Source organism: Kitasatospora sp. NPDC092286 (assembly GCF_044755565.1).
GTDB lineage: Bacteria > Actinomycetota > Actinomycetes > Streptomycetales > Streptomycetaceae > Kitasatospora.
Genome location: NZ_JBIVRD010000007.1, coordinates 107,646 through 131,825, shown reverse-complemented (window position 1 = coordinate 131,825; position 24,180 = coordinate 107,646). Strand labels below are relative to the sequence as shown.

Genomic DNA, 24,180 nt, shown 5'->3' with positions numbered 1-24,180 from the left:
GCTGGACAGGGGGCGGATCGGGCGCGGCGGATCGTCCACGACGGACCTCCCGGGCGCCCGGATGGGGAAGAATGCCGCAGGTGACGGACGCTACCGACGACGGCGGCCACGACGCGCTGCCACCCTTCGCCGAACTGGTGCTCGACCTGACCGAGCGGATTCCACCCGGCCGGGTGATGACCTACGGAGACGTCGCCGAATACCTCGGCCAGGGCGGACCCCGCCAGGTCGGCCGGGTCATGGCACTCTACGGCGGCGCCGTGCCCTGGTGGCGGGTGATCCGCGCGGACGGCCGGTTCCTGCCCGGCCACGAGCACCGCGCCCTCGCCCACTACGGCGAGGAGGGCACCCCGCTGCGCGAACTCGCCGACCCGCCCCGGGTCGACCTGAAGCGGGCCCGCTGGGACGGCAGGTGACCCCGGACCTTCCCGGAACCGGGTGCGCGGACGGGAATGACGGGGCAGGATCGTAGGCTCGATACGGACGGGCCCCGGGCGGGCCCGTCCGACGTTGCCCGCAGCACGACCCCCAGGAACTCCGTGACCTCCCCCTACCGTCTGGTGCGCAGCCCCCTCGCCCAGCCCGCCCCGCCCGTGCTGGACGAGTACCAGCGCGCCGTGGTCGAGCACACGGGCGGCCCGCTGCTGGTGCTCGCCGGGCCCGGGACGGGCAAGACCACGACCCTGGTGGAGGCCGTCGCCCGGCGGATCGAACGCGGCACCGACCCCGAGCGGATCCTGGTCCTGACCTTCAGCCGCAAGGCCGCGATGGAGCTCCGCGACCGGATGTCCGGCCGGCTCGGGGCCTCGGCCGCCGCCCCGCAGGCCACCACCTTCCACTCCTTCTGCTACGCCCTGCTCCGCGCCCACCAGGACCCGCAGGACTACGCCGAGCCGCTGCGGCTGCTCTCCGGCCCCGAGCAGGACGTCATGGTCCGCGAGCTGCTGGCCGGCGGCGCCGAGGACGCCCGCCTCGCCGCGTCCGACGACGGCCCCGCCACGGGCGGCCGGATCGGCTGGCCGCTCGACCTGCGCGCCTGCCTGACCACCCGCGGCTTCGCCGACGAGGTCCGCGCGGTGCTCGCCCGCAGCCGCGAACTGGGCCTCGGCGAGGACGAGCTGCGCCGCTTCGCCGAGGGCGTCCAGCGCCCCGACTGGGCCGCCGCCGCGCACTTCCTCGCCGACTACCTGGACGTTCTCGACCTGCGCGGCGTCCTCGACTACGCCGAACTCGTCCACCGCGCCGTGCTGCTCGCCGAACGCGCCGAGGTCGGCGAGGACCTGCGGCAGCGCTACGAGGCCGTCTTCGTCGACGAGTACCAGGACACCGACCCCTCGCAGGTCCGGCTGCTGCGCCGGCTGGCCGGCGGCGGGCGGGAGCTGGTCGCCGTCGGCGACCCCGACCAGTCGATCTACGCGTTCCGCGGCGCCGACATCAACGGCATCCTGGAATTCCCGCAGACCTTCCGGCGGGCCGACGGCGGCCCCGCCGAGGTCAAGGTCCTGCGGGTCTCCCGCCGCTCCGGCGCCGTCCTGCTCGCCGCCTCCCGCGAACTCGCCCGGCGGATGCCGATGGGCCGGCTGCCCGCCGACAAGCTCGCCCAGCACCGCGCCCTGCTGCCCTCCCGCGAGGGCGGCCGGGTCGAGGTCTACACCTACCCCACCCCCGGCACCGAGCTGGACTCCATCGCCGACCTGCTCCGCCGCGCCCACCTGGAGGACGGCGTGCCCTGGGGCGAGATGGCCGTGCTGGTCCGGGCCGGCGGCCGTTCCATCCCCGGCGTCCGGCGGGCGCTCAGCGCGGCCGGCGTCCCGCTGGAGATCGACGGCGACGACCTGCCGCTGCGCGAGGAACCCGCCGTCGCCCAGCTGCTGCTCGCCCTCAGGGTCTGCGCCGAGCAGGCGGTCCGGCAGGCCGCCCGGGACCGGCACGACCACGAGGAGGAGACCACCACCGACCTCCACACCGCCGACCCCCTCACCACCGAGCTCGCCCACACCCTGCTCACCGGCCCGCTCGGCGGCATGGACGGCTCCGACCTGCGCCGCCTCGGCCGCGCCCTGCGCGAGGAGGAACGCGCGGTGCTGCGCGCGGCCGACCTGCCCGCCGCCGCGCTGCGCCCCGCCGAGGAACTGATCCGCGAGGCCCTGGCCGAGCCCGAGCGCCTCGTCGCCCTCGACCCCGCCTACGCCCGCCGCGCCCGCGACCTCGGCACCCTGCTGCGCAAGGTCCGCGAACGGCTGGCCGGCGGCTGCACCGCCGAGGAGGCCCTCTGGGACCTCTGGGACGGCAGCCGGCGCTGGCGCGAACGCCTGGAACGGGCCGCCCTGCGCGGCGGCGCGGCCGGCCGCAACGCCGACCGCGACCTGGACGCGCTCTGCGCCCTGTTCGAGACCGCCGCCCGCGCCGAGGAACAGGTCACCGGGCACCGCGGCGCCCTCGACCTGCTCGCCGAGCTGGAGGCCCAGGACATCGCCGCCGACACCCTCACCGTGCGGGCCGTCCGCCCGGAGGCCGTCCGGCTGATGACCGCCCACCGCTCCAAGGGCCTGGAATGGCGCCTCGTCGTGGTCGCCGGTGTCCAGGACGGCCTCTGGCCGGACCTGCGCCGCCGCGGCTCGCTGCTGGAGGCCGACCGGATCGGCCGCGACGGCCTCGCCGAACCGCTCTCCCCGGCCGCCCTGCTCGGCGAGGAGCGCCGGCTCTTCTACGTCGCCGCCACCCGGGCCAGGGAACGGCTGATCGTCACCGCCGTCAAGGCGCCCGCCGAGGACGGCGACGAACCCTCCCGCTTCCTGCGCGAGCTCTACCGCGAGGAACTCGACCCCAGAACCGGCCGGGTGCTGCGCCGCACCCCCCAGGTCACCGTCGAGGACATCACCCACCGCCCGCGCCGCCCGCTCTCGGTGCCCGCACTGGTCGCCGAGCTGCGCGCGGTCACCGTCGACCCGGCCCGCTCGCCGGAACTGCGCCGCGCCGCCGCCGAACGGCTCGCCACCCTCGCGGCCGCCGCCGACGAGGACGGCCTGCCACTGGTCCCCGCCGCCCACCCCGAACGCTGGTGGGGCCTGGACGACGCCACCGCCGCCCCCGACCCGCTGCGCGACGCCGGCCTGCCGGTGCGGCTGTCCGGCAGCGGCCTGGAACAGCTGGAGAACTGCTCGCTCCAGTGGTTCCTGGACAAGGAGGTCAAGGCGCGCGGCGCCGGCTCCGCCGCCCAGGGCTTCGGCAACGTGGTGCACGCCCTCGCCGACGAGGTCGGCTCCGGCCGCACCCCCGCCGACCTCGCCGTGCTGATGGAGCGGCTGGACACGGTCTGGGACGCGCTGGCCTTCGACGCCCCCTGGAAGTCCCAGCAGGAGAAGACCGAGGCCCGCGCCGCCCTGGAGCGCTTCCTCAACTGGCACGTGCTGGAACGCGGCCGCGATCTCGTCGCCACCGAGCACGGCTTCGACGTCAGCCTGGACGTCGGCGGCGTCTCGGTACGCATCCGCGGCTCGATGGACCGGGTCGAGAAGGACGACGCCGGGCGCGCCTACGTGGTCGACTTCAAGACCGGCAAGCAGATCCCGACCGACAAGTCGCTGCCCGAGCACAAGCAGCTCGCCGTCTACCAGCTCGCCGTCCGGGCCGGCGCCCTCAACGAACTGCCCGGCTTCGACGACCACCCGCCGCAGACCGGCGGCGCCGAACTGGTGCACCTGCGCGAGCCATCCGCCAAGGCCCTGCCCGACGCGCCCAAGGTGCAGCGGCAGGACCCGCCCGAGGGCGAGCCCTGGATCGAGAACCTGCTCGCCGACGCCGCCGGAAGGGTCCTCGCCGAACGCTTCGTCCCGCAGACCGGCAGCGGCTGCGACCGGTGCTCGTTCCGCCGCAGCTGCTCCGCCCAGCGGGACGGCGCGCAGCTCGTCGAGTAACCGGCCGGGGAGCGCCGGGGCCGTTCGGGTGAGGGACTGTCCGCCCGTCCGGTTAGCGTTGAGGGGTGACCGCCGTGCTCAGCCGCCCCGACCAGCTCAAGGACCTGCTGGGCATCCCCTTCAACCCGGAGCAGATGGCGGCCATCGGCGCCCCGCTGGAACCGGCCGTCATCGTGGCCGGCGCCGGCTCCGGCAAGACCACCGTGATGGCCGCCCGCGTGGTCTGGCTGGTCGGCTCCGGCGCCGTCCGGCCCGAGGAGGTGCTCGGCCTCACCTTCACCAACAAGGCCGCCGGCGAACTCTCCGAACGCGTCCGCGCCGCCCTGCTGCGCGCCGGCGTCGCCGAACCGGACGAGGAGCCGCTCGGCGAACCCGAGATCTCCACCTACCACGCCTTCGCCGGCCGGCTGCTCAAGGAGCACGGCCTGCGGATCGGCATCGAGCCCGACGTCCGGCTGCTCGCCGACGCCACCCGCTTCCAGCTCGCCGCCAAGGTGCTGCGCACCGCCCGCGGCCCCTTCCCGGCGCTCACCGGCACCTTCGCCAACCTGGTCGCCGACCTCACCGCCCTGGACGGCGAACTCGCCGAGCACCTGGTCGAGCCCGCCGCCCTGCGCGCGTACGACGAGGAACTGCTCGACACCCTGGCCACCGCCAAACTCACCAACGACGACCTCAGGGCCGTCCCCGGCACCGCCCGGGCCCGGCTGGAACTGCTGCGCCTGGTCGAGGAGTACCGGCGCCGCAAGGCCGCCGCCGGGCTGATGGACTTCGGCGACCAGATAGCCGCCGCCGCCCGCCTCGCCCAGCAGCGGCCCGAGGTCGGCGAACTGCTCCGCGGCCAGTTCCGGGTGGTCCTGCTCGACGAGTACCAGGACACCTCCGTCGCCCAGCGGCTGATGCTCGCCGGGCTCTTCGGCGCCGGCCCGGACGGCGCCGGTGGCGGCCACGCCGTCACCGCCGTCGGCGACCCCTGCCAGGCGATCTACGGCTGGCGCGGCGCCTCCGTCGCCAACCTGGACGACTTCCCCCGGCACTTCCCGAAGGCCGGCGGCACCCCGGCCGCCCGGTACGCGCTCAGCGAGAACCGCCGCAGCGGCGGCCGGCTGCTCGCCTTCGCCAACGAGCTGGCCGCGCCGCTGCGCGCCATGCACGCGGGCGTCGAGGCGCTGCGCCCGGCGCCCGGCGCCGAGCAGGACGGATACGTCCGGGCCGCGCTGCTGCCCACCCACGCCGCCGAGATCGACTGGCTGGCCGACTCGATCGCCCACCTGGTGCGCACCGGCACCGCGCCCGGCCGGATCGCCGTGCTCTGCCGGGGCGGCGCGGCGTTCCCCGACATCCACGCGGCGCTGGTCGCCCGCGAGGTGCCGGTCGAGGTGGTCGGCCTCGGCGGACTGCTGCAACTGCCCGAGGTGGCCGACCTGGTCGCGGTCTGCGAGGTGCTGCAGGACCCGACCGCCAACGCGGCGCTGGTCCGGCTGCTGATCGGCCCGCGCTGGCGGATCGGCGCCCGCGACCTCGCCCTGCTCGGGCGCCGCGCCGCCGACCTGGTCCGCACCGCCCGGCCCGAGGGCGTGGAGGCGCTGGCCGCCGCCGTCGCCGAGACCGACCCCACCGAGGTGGTCTCGCTCGCCGACGCGCTGGAGACCTTCCTGGACGCCGACCAGCCCGACGAACTGCCGTTCTCCCCGGAGGCCCGGGTGCGGTTCGCCCGCCTCGCCCGGGAGCTGCGCGAGCTGCGCCGCTCGCTCGCCGAGCCGCTGATGGACGTGCTGCACCGGGTGCTCGCGGTCACCGGCCTGGAGGTCGAACTCGCCGCCTCGCCGAAGGCCCTGGCCGCCCGCCGCCGGGAGACCCTGCACGCCTTCCTGGACGTCGCGGCGGGCTTCGCCGACCTGGACGGCGACCCGGGCCTGCCGGCCTTCCTCGGCTTCCTGCGCGCCGCCCAGCAGTACGAGCGCGGCCTGGACAGCAGCCTGCCCGGTGGCGAGGACACCGTGAAGGTGCTCACCGCCCACAAGTCCAAGGGGCTGGAGTGGGACGTCGTCGCCGTCCCCGGCCTGGTCAAGGGGGCGTTCCCGTCCTCGGCCCCGCGCGAGCGCTGGACCAGCACCAAACGGGTGCTCCCGCACGCGCTGCGCGGCGACGCGGCCACCCTGCCCGACGTCCGCGGCGGCTGGACCGGCAAGTCGATGACCGCGTTCAGGCAGCAGCTCGCCGAGCACTCCGCCACCGAGGAGCTGCGCCTCGGCTATGTCGCCTTCACCCGGCCGCGCTCCCTGCTGCTGGCCTCCGGCCACTGGTGGGGGCCGACCCAGAAGACCGTCCGCGGCCCGTCCGCCTTCCTGGAGGCGCTGCGCGCCCACTGCGAGCGGCCCGGCGCGGGCGAGACCGAGCACTGGGCGGAGCAGCCCGCCAAGGGGGCGGAGAACCCCGCGCTGGCCGCCCCGGTGGAACGGCCCTGGCCGCTGCCGCTGGACCCGGCCGCCCAGCACGCCCGCCGCCGGGTCGCCGAGGTGGTCCGCCGCCGGCTGGCCGGGCAGCCGGCCCCGGAGCCGGAGCCGATGGGCGTCGAGGACCGCCGCCAGGTGGAGTCCTGGGACCGCGACCTCACCGCGCTGCTCGGCGAGTTGGAGCGCTCCCGGCGTGGCGTCCGGGAGGTGCCGCTGCCGCCCGCGCTCTCCGCCACCCAGCTGCTGCGGCTGGCCGCCGATCCGGACGGCTTCGCCCACGACCTGGCCCGCCCGATGCCGCGCCCGCCGCAGCCCGCCGCCCGCCGGGGCACCCGCTTCCACGCCTGGGTGCAGGCCAGGATCGAGCCGCTGCTGCTCATCGGGCCGGGCGCGCTGCCGGGCGCGGACGACGACGGGATCGAGGACGAGCAGGACCTGGAGCGCCTCAAGGAGGCGTTCCTGCGCACCCCGTACGCGCACCGGACGCCGTACCGGGTCGAGGCGCCGTTCCAGCTGGTGCTGGCGGGCCGGGTGGTGCGCGGCCGGATCGACGCGGTCTATCGTGAAGGTGACGGCCGGTCAGAATCCGGTGCGGCGTCACGCTACGAAGTGGTGGACTGGAAGACCCATCGCGAGGAGACCGCCGACCCGCTCCAGCTCGCCGTCTACCGGGTCGCCTGGGCCGAACAGTTGGGCGTTCCGCTGGAGCAGGTCACGGCGTCGTTCCTGTATGTCCGCAGCGGCCGGATCGAACAACCCGCAGGACTTCCCGACCGAAAAGAGTTGGAACGGCTCCTGATCGGGAACAGTGAAGAATGAGTCACAGAGAGCAGTCAAGTCATCACGGCATCGCGCGAAACCTGTGCGTCGTGCACGTTTCGCGCCTATTGTGGGGTCGGTAACCGGTCAACCCCCGTGCTCCGGCCGCCAGCGAGGCCCGCATTCCCTAACCCTCAGTCATCGCCGCAGGTGCCCCCGGCATCGGCGTCTTCTGCTGGAGAGACCGAAGTTGAGCGCGACCGGATGGATCAGAGAGCGGTTCGCCGGGCCGGCCCCGGGGCCCGCGGCCGGTGCGACCGGCACCTGGCCGAGAACGGCGCTCGCGCTGCCGTTCATCGGCATGACGCTGGTCGTCGTCCTCGATTACATCAGCAACACCGCGGTGACGGTCGAACCGGCCCTCACCGCCGTCCCCGCGCTGGCCGCCGTGGTCAGCCGACGCACCTGGTACCCGCTCGCCATCGGCGCCTGCACCGAGGCCGGCGCCTTCCTGATGGCCTTCCACAACGATGTGCTCGGCGAGTCCGTACACAGCGCCACCGTCTTCGCCATCCTCCTGGTCGCCGCGATCGGCTGGGTCAGCGCGACCCTGCGGCTGCGCCAGGAGGAGGCGCTCGCCGACGCCCAGCTGGTCGCCTCCATCGCCCGCCGGGTACTGCTGCGGCCCGTCCCCGAACGGGTCGGCACGGTGCGCGCCGCCGTCCACTACGAGGCCGCGGCCGCCCACGCCAGGATCGGCGGAGACCTCTACGAGGTGGTCAACACCCGGCACGGCGTCCGGGCGGTGGTCGGTGACGTGCGCGGCAAGGGGCTCGGCGCGGTGGAGACCGCCGCCGCCGTGCTCGGCGCCTTCCGCGAGGCCGCCCACCAGGAGTCCGCGCTGGACCGGGTGGCCGGCTGGCTCGCCGTCAGCCTCGACCGCGCGCTGCACGAGAACGACCACCCCGGTGTGGAGGAGGAGTTCGTCACCCTGGTGCTGATCGGCGTCCGGCCCGACGGCACCGCCGAGATCGTCAACTGCGGCCACCCCTCACCCCTGCTGCTGCGCGGCACCGAGCCCGTCCGGCCGCTGGAGCTCGCCGAGACGGTGCCCCCGCTCGGCGTCCTCGACCCGGCCGACGTCCGGCCGCCCGTGCACCGGGTCCCGCTGCTCCAGGGGGACCGCGTGCTGCTCTTCACCGACGGCGTCATCGAGGCCCGGGACCGCTCCGGCGCCTTCTACCCGCTCGCCGACCGGCTGCCGCGGCACGCGGACGGCCGGCCCGCCGAGGTCCTGCGGCGGCTGCACGAGGACGTCGTCCGGCACGTCGGCCGCCAGCTCGGGGACGACGCCGCGATGCTGCTGCTCCAGTACGATCCCCCGCCGGCCGCCGGAGCCCAGCTGCCGCACCAGAACGGGCTGCTGACCCGGCGGTAGCTTCCTGGGACTACAGCGACACCGCCACCACCAGCGGCCGGTGGTCGGAGACCGCCGCCCGCGGTGCGGCCGCCGGACCCACCGCGGTGCGCGGCACGCCCACCGCCAGCACATGGTCGAACTGCACGGCCGGCCGGTGCGAGGGATAGGTGGGCGTGCGCGCCAGGTCGTGCCAGCCCTGGAGCCGCGCCCGCGGCTCGCGCACCCGCCGCCGGCGCGGCTCCACCAGCCGCGGCCGGGCCCGGCGGGCCGCCCGCAGCTCGCGCACCCGCGCCCGGGGCGCGGTCCGGTCCAGCGCGGTGGCCCCGCCGAGCACCGTCCGGGGCACCGCGCCGATCAGGTTGAAGTCGCCCAGCACCAGGTACGGCCCCGGCAGGTCGGCGATCCAGCGCCGGATCCCGGCCAGCTGCGCCATGTTCCAGCCCGGGACGAAAGACAGGTGCGCGGCCACCACCGTGAACGGCCCCCGCTCGCCCTCCAGAACCGCCGCCACCGCCGCCCGCGGCTCGTCCGGGACGGGCGTGAGCCCGCGCCGCCCGGCCACCCGCAGCGGCAGCCCGAACGGCGCCGGGGCGAACCGGCGGGCCCGCCAGTGGCGGACCGGCAGCCGGGTCAGCAGCGCGGTGCCGTACGAGGGCGGGGCGCCGTCGCCGACCTCGCCCGGCCCGTACACCTGGAACTCGGGGGCGGACGGCTCCGGGAGCCAGCCGGCCACCGGCGCCGGGCGGCCGTGCAGCGCCGCCGCGAACCGCCAGTCGGCCGCACCCATCGCCTTGGCGGCGACGGCCGCCTGGTCGGCGCCGCCCGAGCGCGACTGGTGCCGGTCCACCTCCTGAAGGGCCAGCACGTCGACGTCCAGCGCGGCCACCGCCTCCGCCAGCGGCCCTCCGGGGTCGGCCGGGTAGGGCAGCGGGGTGCCGTCCGCCGCGAGCGGCTGACCGTGCAGCAGATTGAAGGTGGCGATGCGCAACTGGCTCACACCGCACGACGGTACCCGCTCGCCGGGGGAGGGGGCGCCGCTTGAGGCCACTGGGCATACCGGGTATACATACTCGGTATGTCCATCCGTCACGGTCTGCTCGCCCTGCTCGACCAGGGCCCCCGCTACGGCTACCAGCTGCGCACCGAGTTCGAGGCGCGCACCGGTGCCACCTGGCCGCTCAACGTCGGCCAGGTCTACACCACCCTGTCCCGCCTGGAGCGCGACGGCCTGGTCGAGCCCGCCGGGGAGGACGAGGAGGGGCACCAGTTCTACGCCGTCACCGAGGCCGGCCGGGCCGAACTGCGAGCCTGGTTCGACACCCCGGTGCCCCGGACCAACCCGCCGCGCGACGAACTGGCGATCAAGCTCGCCATGGCGGTGACCGTCCCCGGGGTGGACGTGCCCGCCGTCGTCCAGGGCCAGCGACGCCACAGCATCAAGGCCCTCCAGGACTACACCCGGCTCAAGGGCCGCGCCCTGGCCGGCGAGACCCGCCCCGGAAACGCCGGAAGCCAGGGCCGGTCCACCAGCCCCGGCGCCGACCTCGCCTGGCTGCTCGTCCTCGAACAGCTCATCTTCCAGACCGAGGCCGAGATCCGCTGGCTCGACCACTGCGAGACCCGCCTCGCCCAGCAGGCCGAGATCGAACAGGCCAGAGCCGCCGAGGCCCGCGAGACCGAGACCAGGACCACCCGCCGCCCCGGCCGCCGGCGGACCAAGGCCTGAACCCGTGCCCCGCAGCACGGGCCGGGGGCCGGACCGCGGCCCCGCACCACCACCAGAACCACCGGCTCCCGACCAGGAGCCCAGAACAGCAGGGGGAAACGTGACCCACACCGATCCGACCCGCAGCGGCACCCAAGCCGTTCTGCACCTGGAGAACGTCACCCGGGTCCACGGACAGGGCGCGTCCGAAGTACACGCGTTGCGCGGGGTCGACCTCAAGGTCCACCCCGGCGAGTTCGTCGCCGTCATGGGCCCGTCCGGCTCCGGCAAGTCCACCCTGCTCACCCTCGCGGGCGGCCTGGACACCCCGACCACCGGCCAGGTCCTGGTCGAGGGCGTCGACCTCGGCGGCCTCAGCCGCAAGCGGCTGGCCGAGGTCCGCCGCCGCTCCATCGGCTACGTCTTCCAGGACTACAACCTGATACCGGCCCTGACCGCCGCCGAGAACATCTCACTGCCCCGCGAACTCGACGGCCTCTCCACCCGCGCGGCCCGCCGCGAGGCCCTCGCCGCCCTGGAGGAGCTCGGCATCCCGGAACTCGCCGACCGCTTCCCCGACGACATGTCCGGCGGCCAGCAGCAGCGCGTCGCCATCGCCCGCGCCCTGATCGGCGAACGCCGCCTCGTCCTCGCCGACGAACCCACCGGCGCGCTCGACTCCACCACCGGCGAATCCGTCCTCGCCGTCCTGCGGGCCCGCTGCGACGCCGGCGCCGCCGCCATGATGGTCACCCACGAAGCCCGGCACGCCGCCTGGGCCGACCGCGTGGTCTTCCTGCGCGACGGCCGCATGGTCGACGAGAGCATCAGCCAGGACGCCGCCAGCCTGCTCGTCACCGCCGCCGCCAACAGCGGGAAGGGCCCGGTGCAGCAGTGAAGCTCACCGCCTGGCGGGTCGCCCTGCGCATCGCCCGCCGCGACGCCCTGCGCGCCAAGGGCCGCAGCGCCCTCGTCGTCGCCATGGTCGCCCTGCCCGTCCTCGGCGTCACCGGCGCCGACGTGGTCTTCCGCAGCGCCGACCTCGACCCCGCCGAGCGGGTCGTCCGCGCCATGGGCCAGGCCAACGCCCAACTCCAGCTCGTGGAGCGCGGCGCCATCATCATGCAGGCCCCGGACCCGGACACCGGCTACGACATGGAGAGCCCCGAAGCGGCCGAGCAGGAGAACGGCCGGCCCAAGTACACCCCCGAGCAGCGCCGCAGCCTCGACACCGAGCCCGCCGAACTCGCCCGGCAACTGCTCCCGCCCGGCAGCACGCTCGTCCCGGAGCGCCGGGGCCCGTTCACCTCCACCAGCACCGCCCAGGGCCTGCTCAGCGTGCAGACCACCGAGGCCGACCTCAACGACCCGGTCTGGAAGGGCCGGATCGACCTCGTCAAGGGCCGTGCCCCCGGCGCGGGCCACGAGATCGCCGTCACCCAGGCCTTCCTCGACCGCTCCGGGCTCAAGCTCGGCGACCGCACCGCCCCGCGCGGCCTCGAAGCCACCCCCTACACCATCACCGCCGTCGTCGAGTACCCCGGCGAGCTGCGGGCCACCGAACTGGTCGCCCGGCCCGGCTCCCTGATCGACCCCCTGAACGCGTACGCCGCCGGCCAGGGCTCGCGCCGCACCCCGTCCGACGACCGGACCGACCGGTGGCTGGTCAAACTCCCCGCCGGGGCCACGTTCGACTGGCCCAAGGTGAGCGAGCTCAACCGGTACGGCTTCACCCTCGCCGCGCGCAACGTCATGCTCGACCCGCCGGCCCGCTCCGACGTGCCCTACTACGTCAAGGAGGACCAGCGGAAATCCGGCGGGACCAGCTACTTCGACCGCACCCGGGTCGTCATCCTGGCCACCGTGATGGGCATGGCCCTGCTGGAGATCGTGCTCCTCGCGGGCCCCGCCTTCGCCGTCGGCGCCAGACGCTCCCGGCGGCAGCTCGGCCTGCTCGCCGCCGGCGGCGGTGACCGCGCCAACATCCGGGCCGTCGTGCTCGGCGGCGGCATCGTCCTCGGCTCCACCGGCGCCGCACTCGGCCTCGGCCTCGGCCTCGGCACCGTCGCCCTGGTGCGCACCCACGCAGAGGAGTACGCCGGGCAGCGGTTCGGCCACTTCGACGTGCAGCCGCTCGACCTGCTCGGCGTCCTCGCCATCGGCCTGGTCACCGGCCTGCTCGCGGCCGTCGTCCCCGCCGTCCAGGCCTCCCGGCAGGACGTGGTCGCCGCGCTCACCGGCCGTGACTCGCTCAAGCCGCCGAGCCGCAAGCTGGCCCTGCTCGGTCTGCTGATGCTCGGCGGCGGCGCCGCCCTCGCCCTGCTCGGCTCCACCGGCGGCTTCGGCAACACCAGCCTGGCCGTCCTGGGCGGCTCGGCGGTCGCCGAACTCGGCATGGTCGCCCTCACCCCCTACCTGGTCGGACTCTTCGGCCGGATCGGCCGCTGGCTGCCGCTCGGCCCCCGCCTCGCCCTGCGCGACTCCGTCCGCCACCGCGGGCGCACCGCACCCGCCGTCGCCGCCGTGATGGCCGCCGTCGCCGGGTCGGTCGCCATGGGCATCTACACCTTCAGCACCGACGAGCAGCAACGCCGGGAGTACACCGCCGGAGCGCCCGCCGGAGCGGTCACCCTGGACAGCGGCTGGGGCTCCGCCGCGGACGGCAAACTGCTGCCCCAGATGCGCAACGCCGTCGAGAGCAGCATCCCCGGCCTCGGCACCCGCGCCGACGTCCAGAAGGTCGGCTACAAGGGCGACTGCTCGGTGACCGAGGGCAGCTGCGGCTTCGTCACCGTCAACATGCCCAAGGAACGGCGCTGCCCGCTGGACGCGAACGGCTTCGTCGACATCAGCGACGAGGAGGCGAACCGGCTCCGCAAGGAGGACGAGCGCTGCAAGAGCGGCCACACCAGCCGGTCCAACACCTTCGGCGCCCTGGTGTCCGGTGACGCCACCGTGCTGCACAACCTCTTCGGCATCACCGACCCGGCCGTCGGCCAGGCGCTGGCGGCCGGCAAGGCCGTGGTCTTCGACCCCAAGTACGTCAAGGACGGCACGGTCCTGGTCGAGCTGACCGAGCCCCAGGACCGGTCGGCGGCCAAGCCCGGCAAGCCGGTCGAGGAGGTCGTCCACGAGGTCGCCGTCGACGCCTACCTGGCCACCGCGGTCATCCCGACCGCCGGCCAGACCCTGATCACCCCGGACACCGCCCACCGGCTCGGCCTGACCACCACCGACGCCGGCTCGGTCTGGCTGCCCGAGACCGCCCCGACCGACGGCGCCGAACAGAAGGCCATGGGCGCGCTGAGCAAGCTCGCCGACCACACCTACCTCCAGGTCGAGCGCGGCTACCACTCCCAGCGCGACCTGGTCACCCTCGGCCTGACCGCCTTCGCCGCCCTGGTCGCGCTCGGCGCGGCCGGCATCGCCACCGGTCTCGCCGCCGCCGACTCCCAGCGCGACCTCACCACCCTCGCGGCGGTCGGCGCCGAGCCCAGGATCCGCCGCACCCTCTCCGGCTTCCAGTGCGGAGTGATCGCGACCATGGGCACCCTGCTCGGCGTCGTCGCCGGCGTGGTGCCGGCCGTGGCGCTGCTCAAGGTCGAGGCCGCCGCGGCGGTCTTCCCGGGGATGAGCCCCGAGCAGGTGGCGAACCGGTCGCTGGTGGTCTTCCCGTGGCTCAACGTGGGGGTCACCGTGGTCGTCCTGCCGCTGCTCGCGGTGGTACTGGCCACGCTGCTCACCCGCTCGCGGATCTCGCTGCTGCGCCGCTCCGGCTGACGCGCGGTCCGCCGCCACCACCCCTCGTCACCCCCGGCCGTCTCCGTGCGGCCGGGGGTGACGGACGTTACAGGTCTCGTGCGCCGGACGGCCGGGGCGGACACCCGCGCGGGCGAACTAAAGTCGTCCGTATGACGAAAACCCCGGACAGCGTCGTCCGCTCCTTCATCGACCGGCACCAGAGCGCCTTCCTGGCCGACCTCTCCGAGTGGCTGAGCATCCCCTCGGTCTCCGCCGACCCCGGCCGGGCCGGCGAGGTGCGCCGCTCCGCCGAGTGGCTGGCCGCGAAGCTGCGCGACACCGGGTTCCCGGTGGCCGAGGTCTGGGAGACGGACGGCCTGCCGGCGGTCTTCGCCGAGTGGCCGTCCGGGGACGCGTCCGCGCCGACCGTGCTGGTCTACGGGCACCACGACGTGCAGCCGGCGGCCAAGGAGGACGGCTGGGCGACCGAGCCGTTCGAGCCGACCGTGGTCGGGAAGCAGCTGTTCGCCCGCGGCGCGGCCGACGACAAGGGCCAGGTCTTCTTCCACACGCTGGGGGTCCGGGCCCACCTGGCCGCCACCGGGCGCACCGCCCCGGCCGTCAACCTCAAGCTGCTGATCGAGGGTGAGGAGGAGTCCGGTTCGCCGCACTTCGCCGACCTGGTCCGCCGGGAGGCCGCGCGACTGGCCTCCGATGTGGTGATCATCTCGGACACCGGCATGTGGTCGGAGACCACGCCGACCGTCTGCACCGGCATGCGCGGTCTGGCCGACGCCCAGATCGACCTGTACGGCCCGGACACCGACATCCACTCCGGCTCCTTCGGCGGCGCCGTGCCCAACCCGGCCGCGGTCGCGGCCGAGCTGGCCGCCGCGCTGCACGACGCCGACCGCCGGGTCTCCGTGCCCGGCTTCTACGACGGCGTGGTCGAGCTGACCGAGCGCGAGCGGGAGCTCTTCGCCGAGCTGCCCTTCGACGAGGCGCAGTGGCTGAAGGTCGCCAAGTCGTACGGCACCCGGGGCGAGGCCGGCTACTCCACCCTGGAGCGGGTCTGGGCCCGGCCGACCGCCGAGGTCAACGGCATCTGGGGCGGCTACACCGGCCCCGGCGGCAAGACCATCGTGCCGTCCTCGGCGCACCTCAAGCTCTCCTTCCGGCTGGTCGCCGGGCAGGAGGTGGAGCAGGTCCGGGCGGCCGTCCGGGACTGGGTGGCCGCGCGGGTGCCCGAGGGCATCCGGTACGAGCTGGTGTTCCCGGGCGCGACCCGGCCCTGCCTGACCCCGCTGGACCACCCGGCGCTGCGGTCCACCGTCCGGGCGATGGGGCGGGCGTTCCAGCAGAAGATCCTCTTCACCCGCGAGGGCGGCTCCGGCCCGGCCGCCGACCTCCAGGACGTGCTCGGCGCGCCGGTGCTCTTCCTCGGCATCTCGGTGCCGTCGGACGGCTGGCACTCGGTCAACGAGAAGGTCGAGCTGGACCTGCTGGCCAAGGGCGTGGAGACGGCCGCCTATCTCTGGGGCGACCTGGCCGAGAACTGGCGGCCGGGCGGCGAGGGCGTGTGAGGGCCACAGGGCCCGCCCTGACAGCGAGATCACTCATCCGGATGATTCATCACGTGGGGATGGAACGAAGTGAGCACCGTGCCTGAGACCGAACGCCCGCGGCACCTGGCGCTGGCCCGGGCCGGGGTGGACCGGGCGGCCCAGCACCGGTTCGACGAACCCTGGCTGGCGGCCGCGTGGAGCCACCCGAACACCAAGGTCCTGCCGATCGCCGGGGGCGAGGCGTTCGTGGTGGACACCGGGAACGGCACCGAACTGGTCCTGCTGCCCTCCTTCGAGGCGCCGCAGACCGGTGACCGCTACTTCCTGGGCACCGACGAGGACGGCGTCTCGTACTTCGCACTGGCCGGCGAGAGCCTGCCCGGGCGGCTGGACGGCGACGCCCGGCCGGCCGGGCTGCGCGAGGTCGGCGGGCTGCTCTCCGACCGGGACGCCGGGCTGCTGGTGCACGCCGTCGCGCTGGAGCACTGGCACCGGCTGCACAGCTTCTGTTCGCGCTGCGGGCACCCGACCGAGAAGGCCGGTGCCGGGCACATCCGCCGCTGCACCTCCTGCGCGGCCGAGCACTACCCGCGCACCGACCCGGCGGTGATCATGATGATCACCGACGAGCAGGACCGCTGCCTGCTCGGCCGCCAGGCCATCTGGCCGGAGGGCCGCTGGTCGACCCTGGCCGGCTTCGTGGAGCCGGGGGAGTCGATCGAGCAGGCCGTGATCCGCGAGGTCTTCGAGGAGGCCGGTGTGCGGGTCGCCGAGGTCGGCTACGTCGCCAGCCAGCCCTGGCCGTTCCCGTCCAGCCTGATGCTGGGCTTCATGGGCAAGGCGGCCCCGGACGGGACGGCGATCACGGTGGACGGCGAGGAGCTGGCCGAGGCGCGCTGGTTCTCCCGGGAGGAGCTGCGGGCCGGGATGGCGGCGGGCGAGATCCTGCCGCCGTCCGGGATTTCGATCGCACGTCACCTGGTCGAACTCTGGTACGGCGAACCGCTGCCGTCGGCGGCGCGCTGGTAATGCGGCGAAATGGGGCGTGCGGATAAATTCGTGCGCCCCAATTTTCCGTTTCGAGCCCCATGCTGCTCGGGTCATCGCGGTCCTGGCCGTCGGGGCCGGTTGCTGCGGCCGAGGCCCGGCCGACCTGCCGTGCGGATGTTCGTATCCGGAGGGACCTAGGCCCCCGGGGGAGGGCGTGCGCCCCGGGTGCGCCGTCACCGATACGGAGGACATTGCCGGAATCGGCCGGACGGGGTCACCTCCCTCGCTACATTCACTCGGGTGACAATTCCACGGGGCACCGCCCAATCCCCCAAATACCAGCGTCTCGCCGCCGATCTGCGCCGCCGGATCGCCGAGGGCGAGTTCACCGCCGACGCGGCCCTGCCGGTCGAGAGCGAACTGGAGCGACAGTACGGAGTCGCCCGCAACACCGTCCGGCTGGCCGTCGACGTGCTGGTCAACGAGGGCCGGCTGGTCCGCCTCCAGGGCAAGGGCACCTATCTCCGGGAGCATCCCGTCCTGGACCACCGCGCCTTCGGCCCCACCCTGCCGCCCGCGCCACGGGACTGTCTGGCCGTGCCCACCGCCGTCTACCTCGGCGAGGCCGTCGAGGCCGGCCGGGAGCTCACCGTCGACTTCGAGATGATGATCGTCCGGGCCCGGGTCGACATCGCCGAGCGGCTCGGACTGCGGCCCGGCGAGGCCATCGTGGTCCGCCGCCAGCTGCGGATGCTGGACCGCGAGCCGTACTCGATCGAGGAGAGCCACTACCGGGCCGGCCTCGCCGCGGGCACCCCGCTGATGGAGCCCGACCAGATCGACGGCGGGGACGAGGCGGTGCTCGCCGTGCTCGGCCGCACCGAGATCGGCGCCGTCGACCACCTGGTCGCCCGGATGCCGGGGCCGGAGGAGGCACAGTGGTTCCAGGGCGGCCCCGGGGTGCCGCTGATGGTTCAGACCCGGGTCACCTACGACCGGCGCGGGCCCGTCCGGGTCATCGAGACCCGCTACTCGGCCGACCGCAGCCGGCTCGTCTACGGCGTGGGCGACCTCGCCGCCCGCGCCTCGCTGCCCGCGCCCGCCACCCCGGTGGACCCGGCCAGGGCGGACCAGGCCAGGGCGGACACGGCCCGGGCCGACGCGCCGTAGCGCACCGGCCCGGGGACGCCGTGGACTCAGGCCGCGAGGGCCTTCTTGACCTGGATCAGGCTCGGGTTGGTCATCACGACCCGCTCGCCGCCGCCGACCGGCTGCACCAGCACGGTCGGGACGGTCTGGTTGCCGTTGTTGACGGACTCGACGAAGGACGCCGACGCCGGGTCCTCCTCGATGTTGATCTCGGTGTAGCCGATGCCTTCACGGTCCAGCTGGCTCTTGAGTCGGTTGCAGTACCCGCACCAGGTCGTGCTGTACATCGTGACGCTGCCGGACATCGAGGGGGCTCCTTCGGGAGGGGGCGTACGGTCTCAGGCGAGAACGTCCGCCGCGCGACGGTCATTCCGCGGACGCCCGGAGTGAGGGGCGACCTCTCACCCTTGGGGGCGCAGCCGCCATTCCGCACGCCGGGAGGCGTGGTGATCATCCTGCGATCACACCGCGCTTGTGGACAAGCCCGCCCGAGTTGTCCCACCGGGCTGAGAGGATGGAAGGCATGCAGGAAGACCTCTTGAGCGGCAGCCCGTTCGACGACTACCGGGCCCCCTCCGGCCCCGACGCGGTGCTCGCCGGGCTCGACCCCGAGCAACGGGCCGTCGCCACCGCCCTGCAGGGGCCCGTCTGCGTCCTGGCCGGCGCCGGCACGGGCAAGACGCGCGCCATCACCCACCGGATCGCCTACGGCGTGCGCAGCGGGGTCTACCAGCCCCAGCAGGTCCTCGCGGTCACCTTCACCGCCCGCGCCGCCGGCGAGATGCGCGGCCGGCTGCGCCAGCTCGGCGCCGAGGGCGTCCAGGCCCGCACCTTCCACGCCGCCGCGCTGCGCCAGCTCCAGTACTTCTGGCCGCGCGCCGTCGGCGGGCCGGTGCCCCAGCTGCTGGAACGCAAGGTCCAGCTGGTCGCCGAGTCCGCGGGACGCTGCGGGCTGCGGGTCCAGCGCACCGAACTGCGCGACCTCACCGCCGAGATCGAATGGGCCAAGGTCACCCAGATCGGCCCCGACGACTATCCGGCCGCGGTGCAGAAGTCGGGCCGCGACGCCCCCCGCGACCCGGCCGAGACCGCCCAGGTCTACCGGGTCTACGAGGAGACCAAGAGCCGCCGCGGCGTCATCGACTTCGAGGACGTCCTGCTGCTGACCGCCGCCATCCTGGAGGACCGCCCGGACATCGCCGACCAGGTCCGCACCCAGTACCGGCACTTCACCGTCGACGAGTACCAGGACGTCTCCCCGCTCCAGCAGCGGCTGCTCGACCAGTGGACCGGCCCCGGCGGCGGCGCCAGCCTCTGCGTCGTCGGCGACGCCAGCCAGACCATCTACTCCTTCACCGGCGCGACCCCCGACTACCTGCTGAACTTCCGCACCCGCCACCCCGAGGCGACGGTGGTCAAACTGGTCCGCGACTACCGCTCCACCCCGCAGGTCGTCCACCTCGCCAACGGCCTGCTCGCACAGGCCCGCGGCCAGGCCGCCCGGCACCGGCTGGAGCTCGTCTCGCAGCGCGAGGCCGGCCCCGAACCCGTCTACACCGAGTACGAGGACGAGCCGACCGAGGCCGAGACCACCGCCCGCCGGATCAAGGAGCTGCTGGCCTCGGGCGTGCGGGCCAGCGAGGTCGCCGTGCTGTTCCGCACCAACGGCCAGTCCGAGGTCTACGAGCAGGCGCTCGCCGACCTCGGCGTCTCCTACCAGCTCAAGGGCGCCGAGCGGTTCTTCGAGCGGCCCGAGGTCCGCGACGCCGGAGTGCTGCTGCGCGGCGCCGCCCGGGCCGGCTCCGACCCGCTCACCGACGGCGCCCCCGGGCTGGCCGCCCAGGTCCGTGCCGTCCTCGCCACCCGGGGCTTCACCCCCGAGCCGCCGGCCGGCTCCGGCGCGGTGCGCGAGCGCTGGGAGTCGCTGGCCGCGCTGGTCCGGCTCGCCGAGGAGTTCGAGCGCACCCGGACCGCCGACGGACAGAGCGCCGACCTCGCCGCGTACGTCGCCGAACTCGACGCCCGCGCCGCCGCCCAGCACGCACCCGCGGTGGAGGGCGTCACCCTGGCCTCGCTGCACGCCGCCAAGGGCCTGGAGTGGGACGCGGTCTTCCTGGTCGGCCTCACCGAGGGCACGCTGCCGATCATCTACGCCAAGACCGACGAGCAGATCGAGGAGGAGCGCCGGCTGCTCTACGTCGGCGTCACCCGCGCCCGTAAGCACATCTCGCTCTCCTGGGCGCTCTCCCGCTCCCCGGGCGGCCGGGCCAGCCGCAAGCCGACGCGCTTCCTGGACGGCCTGCGGCCGAACTCCGGCGCACCGGGCGCACGCGCCGGAGGCCGGAGCGGGCGGGGCGGCGTCGAGCCCGGCGAGCGCTCCGCCGGGCGCCGGGTGCGCGGGCCGGTCAAGTGCCGGGTCTGCGAGCGGGTGCTCACCGAGGCGGTCGAACGCAAGCTGCGCCGGTGCGAGAGCTGTCCCTCCACGATGGACGAGGGGCTGTACGAGCGGCTGCGCGAGTGGCGGGCCGGGCAGGCGAAGAAGCAGGGCGCGCCGGCCTACGTCGTCTTCACCGACGCGACGCTGATGGCGATCGCCGAGGACGTCCCCGCGAACCGGCAGGAGCTGGCCGTGATCTCGGGGGTCGGTGCGATGAAGCTGGACAAGTACGGGGCCGCCGTGCTCTCGTTGTGCGCGGGGGAGGAGCCCGAGGACGATCCGGTCGACGTCGAGGACGGCGATCCGGCCGAACCGGCCTGAGCCGGACCGGGCTGGTCCGAGCCGGCCCGGAAGCGGTCGCCCGGGGTGCTTCGGAACCCGCCGGGAAACTCGCCGGAAAAATAGTTTGCGCGTCGTACCGGGAGCGCAATAGCCTGCCGGAGCGGTCAAGGGGACGCGATCGTGCGGGGTGACACCTGCGCCTTGTTCCCTTGCGCACCAGAGCCACATCTACAGTTTCACCAGCTCCACCCGCACCACCGAGACAGACATCCGAACAGTTCGAGGCCCGGGAGACCAGGCCTCGCGAGGCGCCGAGAGGAGGCGAAGACAGTGGAAACCATCACGATCACCAAACTGACTGGCCAGACCGTCGTCGCTACCTCCTCCCTGCGTGCCGCCCGCCTGCGGGCTCTCGCCGAGCTGGGTGGAACCGGTCTGGGTCTCGACACCACCGGTGTCTCCGTCGTCCCCGTTGTCAGTGGTCCTGGACACACTGATCTCTGCATCACGGGTGTCACGGGCGGCATCGAAGGCACCTCCGTCGAGACCGGTCTGTCCCGTGACTGGGCGTCGGCCGGCACGTCGCGCTCCCTGCGTGATGAGCGACCGACCCAGGCACCGAAGGCGGCAGTAGCCCTTGCCATGCATGGCGGCTATGCGCAGGTCATCGGTGCCGGAAACGCCCAGAAGCAGAACGAGCAGCAGATTAACCAGGCCAAGGCCGCCTTTACCGGCGCCATGGCCGTCCGGATGCGGGCCTTCCGCGGGCCTGAACCCTGGAGAGAACGAACCTGAGGAAGCCTCAGGTCGGCACCTCCAGGGCCGCGGAACCCGTCACACCGGGATCCGCGGCCCTTCTGTTTTGTCCGGTACGCAAGACCACCCAGGCCCCCCGGGGCCTCCGGCCCAGCCCCACCAGTCAGCTGAGCCGGACCCACTGAAAAGACGAGGAAGACGCCCACAGTGTCCACGGTCATCACACCGCCCATCCCGTCCGTACCGCCGACAAGCCAGAACACCAAGGCCGACCAGGCCGACCCCCCGGAGGTTTCTCTTATGCAGCTCACCTCGATCGAGCAGGCCGAGGCGCTCGGTCTCCCCATCCCGTGCCGCGCCTTCGACCCGGAGGTCTTCTTCGCGGAGACGCCGGCCGACGTCGAGTACGCGAAGTCCCTCTGTGGCACCTGCCCGGTCAAGGACGTCTGTCTGACCGGCGCGCTGGAGCGGCGTGAGCCGTGGGGCGTCTGGGGCGGCGAGCTCTTCGTCCAGGGTGTCGTCGTGGCCCGCAAGCGGCCGCGTGGCCGCCCGCGCAAGACCGAGGTCGCAGCGTGAACCCCGCGCTCGGAGCCGCGGCCGTCCGTCGGGGAGAGCAGCCCCCGCTGGACAGCGCCCTGCGCCGCTCCGTGCGTCTCGCCGCCGCCAAAGCCGACGCAGCCCGCACCGTCCACTTCCCCACGTCGCACCACGAGCAGGACCACGACATGACCGCCGCCGCCATCGATCCGACCGTCCGCGCAGAGCAGACCACCGAACTTCAGATCCAGAACAGGACCCTCGAGATGCAACTTCTCCACGAATCCCTGGCCCGTGCCCATATGCAAGAGCGCTTGCAGGAAGCCGAGCACGAACGGCTCGTCACCCGGATCGCCCGGGCCGGCCGGCTCAAGCAGAAGGCCGAACGCGCCTCGCTGCGCGCCCGCAAGGCCCTCGCCGTCGCGCTGATGTAGGCGCGGGGCCGGATTCGCCCCACCCCCGTCGTGCCGCAGGCCGCTCCCCACCATGGGGAGCGGCCTGCGGCCGTTGTGCCGGGGGTCAGCGCTTGCGGGTGCCGCCGCGCTTCTTCGCGGGCTTCGGCTCCGGCTCCGGCGCCTCGGCCTGGTCGGCGCCCCCGCCCGCGGCCTCGTCCGCGAACTGGGGCAGCCACGCCAGCATCTCCGTACGGAACGGCGCCTTCGCGCCGAGCTGGCAGAGCACCCCGATGGTGCTCAGCGTGACCCGGTGGATCAGCAGGTACGCCGGCGGCAGGTTGAGCTGCTTGCCCAGGTTGTAGGCGGGCGAACGCGGATCGGCGATCCGCGCGGCCTGGGACCGCATCCAGCTGCGGGTGAAGTGGAAGGTGTCCACCGCGGCCGGCTCGATGATCGGCAGCAGGTAGTCGAGCACCGCGTCCGGGTCCAGCTCGATCGAGGGCTTGACGAAGCCCTCCTCGCGCAGCATGTCCAGCACACCCGCCGCGTCCCCGGCCAGCGCCATCCGCAGCGAGGCGCCGATCGGGGCGGGCAGCCCGCCCGGCAGCCGGTCCACGGTGCCGAAGTCCAGGACCCCGAGCCGCCAGCCTTCCGCCGGGCCGTCGTCCTTGAGCAGCCGGAAGTTGCCAGGGTGCGGGTCGGCATGGAGCAGACCCGTCCGGGACGGGCCCGCGAACAGGAACCGGGCCAGCAGATGCCCGGCCCGGTCGCGCTCCTCCTGGGTGCCGTTCGCGATCACCTCGGCCAGCGGGACGCCGTCCATCCACTCGGTGACCAGTACCTGGTCGGCCTGCGCCACCACCCCGGGCACCACGATGTCCGGATCGCCCGCGAACTCCTCGGCGTGCCGGCGCTGGGCACCGGCCTCCAGCTCGTAGTCCAGTTCCTCGGCGACCCGCTCACGCAGCTCGGTGATCAGCGGCTTGATGTCGAGCCCGGGGATGAGCGGGCCGAGCAGCCAGGCCACCCGGCTCAGCTGGGAGAGGTCGGCCAGCAGCGCGTCCCCCGCGCCCGGGTACTGGACCTTGACCGCGACCTCGCGCCCGTCGTGCCAGACCGCCCGGTGCACCTGCCCGATCGACGCGGCGGCCGCCGGGCGGTCGTCGAAGCTGCGGAACAGCTCGCGCCAGCCCTCACCGAGCCGCTGCTCCAGCGCGGTGTGCACCTTGGCGGCGGGCATCGGGGGAGCGGCGTCCTGGAGCTTGGTGAGCGCGGCCCGGTACGGCCCGGCGACCTCCTCCGGCAGTGCGGCCTCGAAGACGGACAGCACCTGCCCGAACTTCATCGCCCCGCCCTTGAGCTCGCCCAGGACCTTGAACAGCTGGTCCGCGGTGGCCTGTTGCAGTTCGGCGGTCACCACCTCGGCGGAGCGCCCGCCGATCCGCCTGCCCAGTCCGAGCGTTGCCCGGCCGGCTATCCCCAGCGGCAGGGCGGCGAGCCGTGCCGTGCGGGTCACTGCCTTGCGCGGAAGATCGCTCACCCGGGCCTCCAATCCACACGCCCCCGGCACCCCACGACCGGGGGCCGACCATCACTACGCCATTGTGCCCGCTCCCCACTCCGCCCCCGGCCGCATTTGCCACTTGCTGCAACGGTTCACCGGGCACCCGCCTCCGGCCGGTTCCGCCGCTCTCCTCGCGCGCCCCGCCCGGGGCCCGTCCGTCGGCAGAGGGCCAGCAGAGTGCCAGCAGAGGGCCAGGGGTGGGCCTTGCCCGCTGCCGTGGGGCGGAGGGCCGCGCCTCGACCGCACCGGGTGGCGTTGCGCACAGGAAGTCGGTCGGGCCGACTTCCTGTGCGCGGTGGTTCGAGGCGATTGGGCTTCCGTTCGGCCCGCCGCCCCGGGCAGCGGGCCGGGTCTGTCGGCTGTTTCGTCGGCCTCGGGCGCTTGCGGCCGAGGCCGACGGGCTGAGCTGGGCTGGGCTGAGCTTCCGGGGGGGGGGGGCGCCCCCCCCCCCCCCCCCCCCCCCCCCCCCCCCCCCCCCCGGCGCCGGGGGGGGGGCGGGCGGGGGGC

The 24,180-nt window shown here is 74.3% G+C and carries 17 protein-coding genes; 14 read left to right on the top strand and 3 right to left on the bottom strand.

From position 1 onward, the window contains the following. The first annotated feature begins 71 nt into the window (after positions 1 to 71). The 4 genes from ACIQIB_RS09430 to ACIQIB_RS09415 all read left to right on the top strand — a co-directional run bounded on the left by ACIQIB_RS09430 (position 72) and on the right by ACIQIB_RS09415 (position 8,570). Positions 72 to 416, top strand: coding sequence for an MGMT family protein (locus ACIQIB_RS09430; protein WP_400655130.1), 345 nt, complete (start codon positions 72 to 74; stop codon positions 414 to 416). A 36-nt stretch (positions 417 to 452) separates the two neighbouring features. Further along, a complete protein-coding gene (locus ACIQIB_RS09425; protein WP_400757419.1) occupies positions 453 to 3,917 on the top strand; it encodes an ATP-dependent helicase in 3,465 nt (1,154 codons plus the stop codon). 65 nt (positions 3,918 to 3,982) lie between these two features. Beyond that, complete coding sequence (locus ACIQIB_RS09420; protein ID WP_400655134.1) at positions 3,983 to 7,192, top strand: UvrD-helicase domain-containing protein; 3,210 nt, start codon at positions 3,983 to 3,985, stop codon at positions 7,190 to 7,192. 190 nt (positions 7,193 to 7,382) lie between these two features. After that, positions 7,383 to 8,570, top strand: coding sequence for a PP2C family protein-serine/threonine phosphatase (locus ACIQIB_RS09415; RefSeq protein WP_400655136.1), 1,188 nt, complete (start codon positions 7,383 to 7,385; stop codon positions 8,568 to 8,570). A 10-nt stretch (positions 8,571 to 8,580) separates the two neighbouring features. Here ACIQIB_RS09415 and ACIQIB_RS09410 read toward each other — a convergent pair whose 3' ends face one another. After that, positions 8,581 to 9,549 carry an endonuclease/exonuclease/phosphatase family protein gene (locus tag ACIQIB_RS09410; RefSeq protein ID WP_400655138.1) on the bottom strand — a complete coding sequence of 323 codons (969 nt, stop codon included), beginning with the start codon at positions 9,547 to 9,549 and terminating at the stop codon, positions 8,581 to 8,583. A gap of 78 nt (positions 9,550 to 9,627) precedes the next feature. On the opposite strand from ACIQIB_RS09410, the gene ACIQIB_RS09405 reads away from it, so the two are divergent. The 6 genes from ACIQIB_RS09405 to ACIQIB_RS09380 all read left to right on the top strand — a co-directional run bounded on the left by ACIQIB_RS09405 (position 9,628) and on the right by ACIQIB_RS09380 (position 17,723). Next, the gene (locus ACIQIB_RS09405) at positions 9,628 to 10,278 is read left to right on the top strand and encodes a PadR family transcriptional regulator (RefSeq protein WP_363610909.1); all 651 of its coding nucleotides are present in this window, start codon (positions 9,628 to 9,630) and stop codon (positions 10,276 to 10,278) included. Positions 10,279 to 10,378: 100 nt separating this feature from the next. Next, positions 10,379 to 11,155 carry an ABC transporter ATP-binding protein gene (locus tag ACIQIB_RS09400; protein WP_400757418.1) on the top strand — a complete coding sequence of 259 codons (777 nt, stop codon included), beginning with the start codon at positions 10,379 to 10,381 and terminating at the stop codon, positions 11,153 to 11,155. Then, positions 11,152 to 14,037, top strand: a complete 2,886-nt coding sequence (locus ACIQIB_RS09395; RefSeq protein ID WP_400757417.1) for an FtsX-like permease family protein — start codon at positions 11,152 to 11,154, stop codon at positions 14,035 to 14,037. The genes ACIQIB_RS09400 and ACIQIB_RS09395 overlap by 4 nt, the downstream gene beginning before the upstream one ends. Positions 14,038 to 14,168: 131 nt before the next feature. Then, positions 14,169 to 15,581: a dipeptidase gene (locus ACIQIB_RS09390; RefSeq protein WP_363610915.1), complete on the top strand. Its 1,413-nt coding sequence runs from the start codon at positions 14,169 to 14,171 to the stop codon at positions 15,579 to 15,581. A 69-nt stretch (positions 15,582 to 15,650) separates the two neighbouring features. After that, the gene (gene nudC / locus ACIQIB_RS09385) at positions 15,651 to 16,592 is read left to right on the top strand and encodes an NAD(+) diphosphatase (protein ID WP_363610917.1); all 942 of its coding nucleotides are present in this window, start codon (positions 15,651 to 15,653) and stop codon (positions 16,590 to 16,592) included. A gap of 261 nt (positions 16,593 to 16,853) precedes the next feature. Further along, a complete protein-coding gene (locus ACIQIB_RS09380; RefSeq protein WP_400757416.1) occupies positions 16,854 to 17,723 on the top strand; it encodes a GntR family transcriptional regulator in 870 nt (289 codons plus the stop codon). Positions 17,724 to 17,749: 26 nt separating this feature from the next. Here the strand turns inward: ACIQIB_RS09380 and ACIQIB_RS09375 are convergent, their stop codons facing one another. Further along, positions 17,750 to 18,007 (bottom strand): mycoredoxin, encoded by a 258-nt coding sequence (locus ACIQIB_RS09375; protein ID WP_363610921.1) that lies wholly within the window; start codon positions 18,005 to 18,007, stop codon positions 17,750 to 17,752. Positions 18,008 to 18,216: 209 nt separating this feature from the next. Between ACIQIB_RS09375 and ACIQIB_RS09370 the strand changes: the two genes are divergently transcribed. From ACIQIB_RS09370 to ACIQIB_RS09355, 4 genes are all read left to right on the top strand, one after another. Beyond that, the gene (locus ACIQIB_RS09370) at positions 18,217 to 20,460 is read left to right on the top strand and encodes an ATP-dependent DNA helicase UvrD2 (protein WP_400655149.1); all 2,244 of its coding nucleotides are present in this window, start codon (positions 18,217 to 18,219) and stop codon (positions 20,458 to 20,460) included. 291 nt (positions 20,461 to 20,751) lie between these two features. Beyond that, positions 20,752 to 21,216 carry a hypothetical protein gene (locus ACIQIB_RS09365; protein ID WP_363610925.1) on the top strand — a complete coding sequence of 155 codons (465 nt, stop codon included), beginning with the start codon at positions 20,752 to 20,754 and terminating at the stop codon, positions 21,214 to 21,216. 168 nt (positions 21,217 to 21,384) lie between these two features. Next, the gene (locus tag ACIQIB_RS09360) at positions 21,385 to 21,753 is read left to right on the top strand and encodes a WhiB family transcriptional regulator (RefSeq protein ID WP_400655151.1); all 369 of its coding nucleotides are present in this window, start codon (positions 21,385 to 21,387) and stop codon (positions 21,751 to 21,753) included. A gap of 149 nt (positions 21,754 to 21,902) precedes the next feature. After that, complete coding sequence (locus ACIQIB_RS09355) at positions 21,903 to 22,148, top strand: hypothetical protein (RefSeq protein WP_400655260.1); 246 nt, start codon at positions 21,903 to 21,905, stop codon at positions 22,146 to 22,148. Between the two features lie 85 nt (positions 22,149 to 22,233). Here the strand turns inward: ACIQIB_RS09355 and ACIQIB_RS09350 are convergent, their stop codons facing one another. After that, on the bottom strand, positions 22,234 to 23,649 hold the full coding sequence (locus tag ACIQIB_RS09350) for an ABC1 kinase family protein (RefSeq protein ID WP_400757414.1): 1,416 nt from the start codon (positions 23,647 to 23,649) through the stop codon (positions 22,234 to 22,236). Positions 23,650 to 24,180: the final 531 nt, after the last annotated feature.

What these genes read in the sequence shown, in the direction of transcription:
- ACIQIB_RS09370 (WP_400655149.1), top strand. Translation starts at nt 18,217, where the DNA reads ATGGAAGGCATGCAGGAAGACCTCTTGAGCGGCAGCCCGTTCGACGAC.
- ACIQIB_RS09425 (WP_400757419.1), top strand. Translation starts at nt 453, where the DNA reads ATGACGGGGCAGGATCGTAGGCTCGATACGGACGGGCCCCGGGCGGGC.
- ACIQIB_RS09390 (WP_363610915.1), top strand. Translation starts at nt 14,169, where the DNA reads ATGACGAAAACCCCGGACAGCGTCGTCCGCTCCTTCATCGACCGGCAC.
- ACIQIB_RS09375 (WP_363610921.1), bottom strand. Translation starts at nt 18,007, where the DNA reads ATGTCCGGCAGCGTCACGATGTACAGCACGACCTGGTGCGGGTACTGC.
- ACIQIB_RS09405 (WP_363610909.1), top strand. Translation starts at nt 9,628, where the DNA reads ATGTCCATCCGTCACGGTCTGCTCGCCCTGCTCGACCAGGGCCCCCGC.
- ACIQIB_RS09430 (WP_400655130.1), top strand. Translation starts at nt 72, where the DNA reads ATGCCGCAGGTGACGGACGCTACCGACGACGGCGGCCACGACGCGCTG.
- ACIQIB_RS09355 (WP_400655260.1), top strand. Translation starts at nt 21,903, where the DNA reads ATGACCGCCGCCGCCATCGATCCGACCGTCCGCGCAGAGCAGACCACC.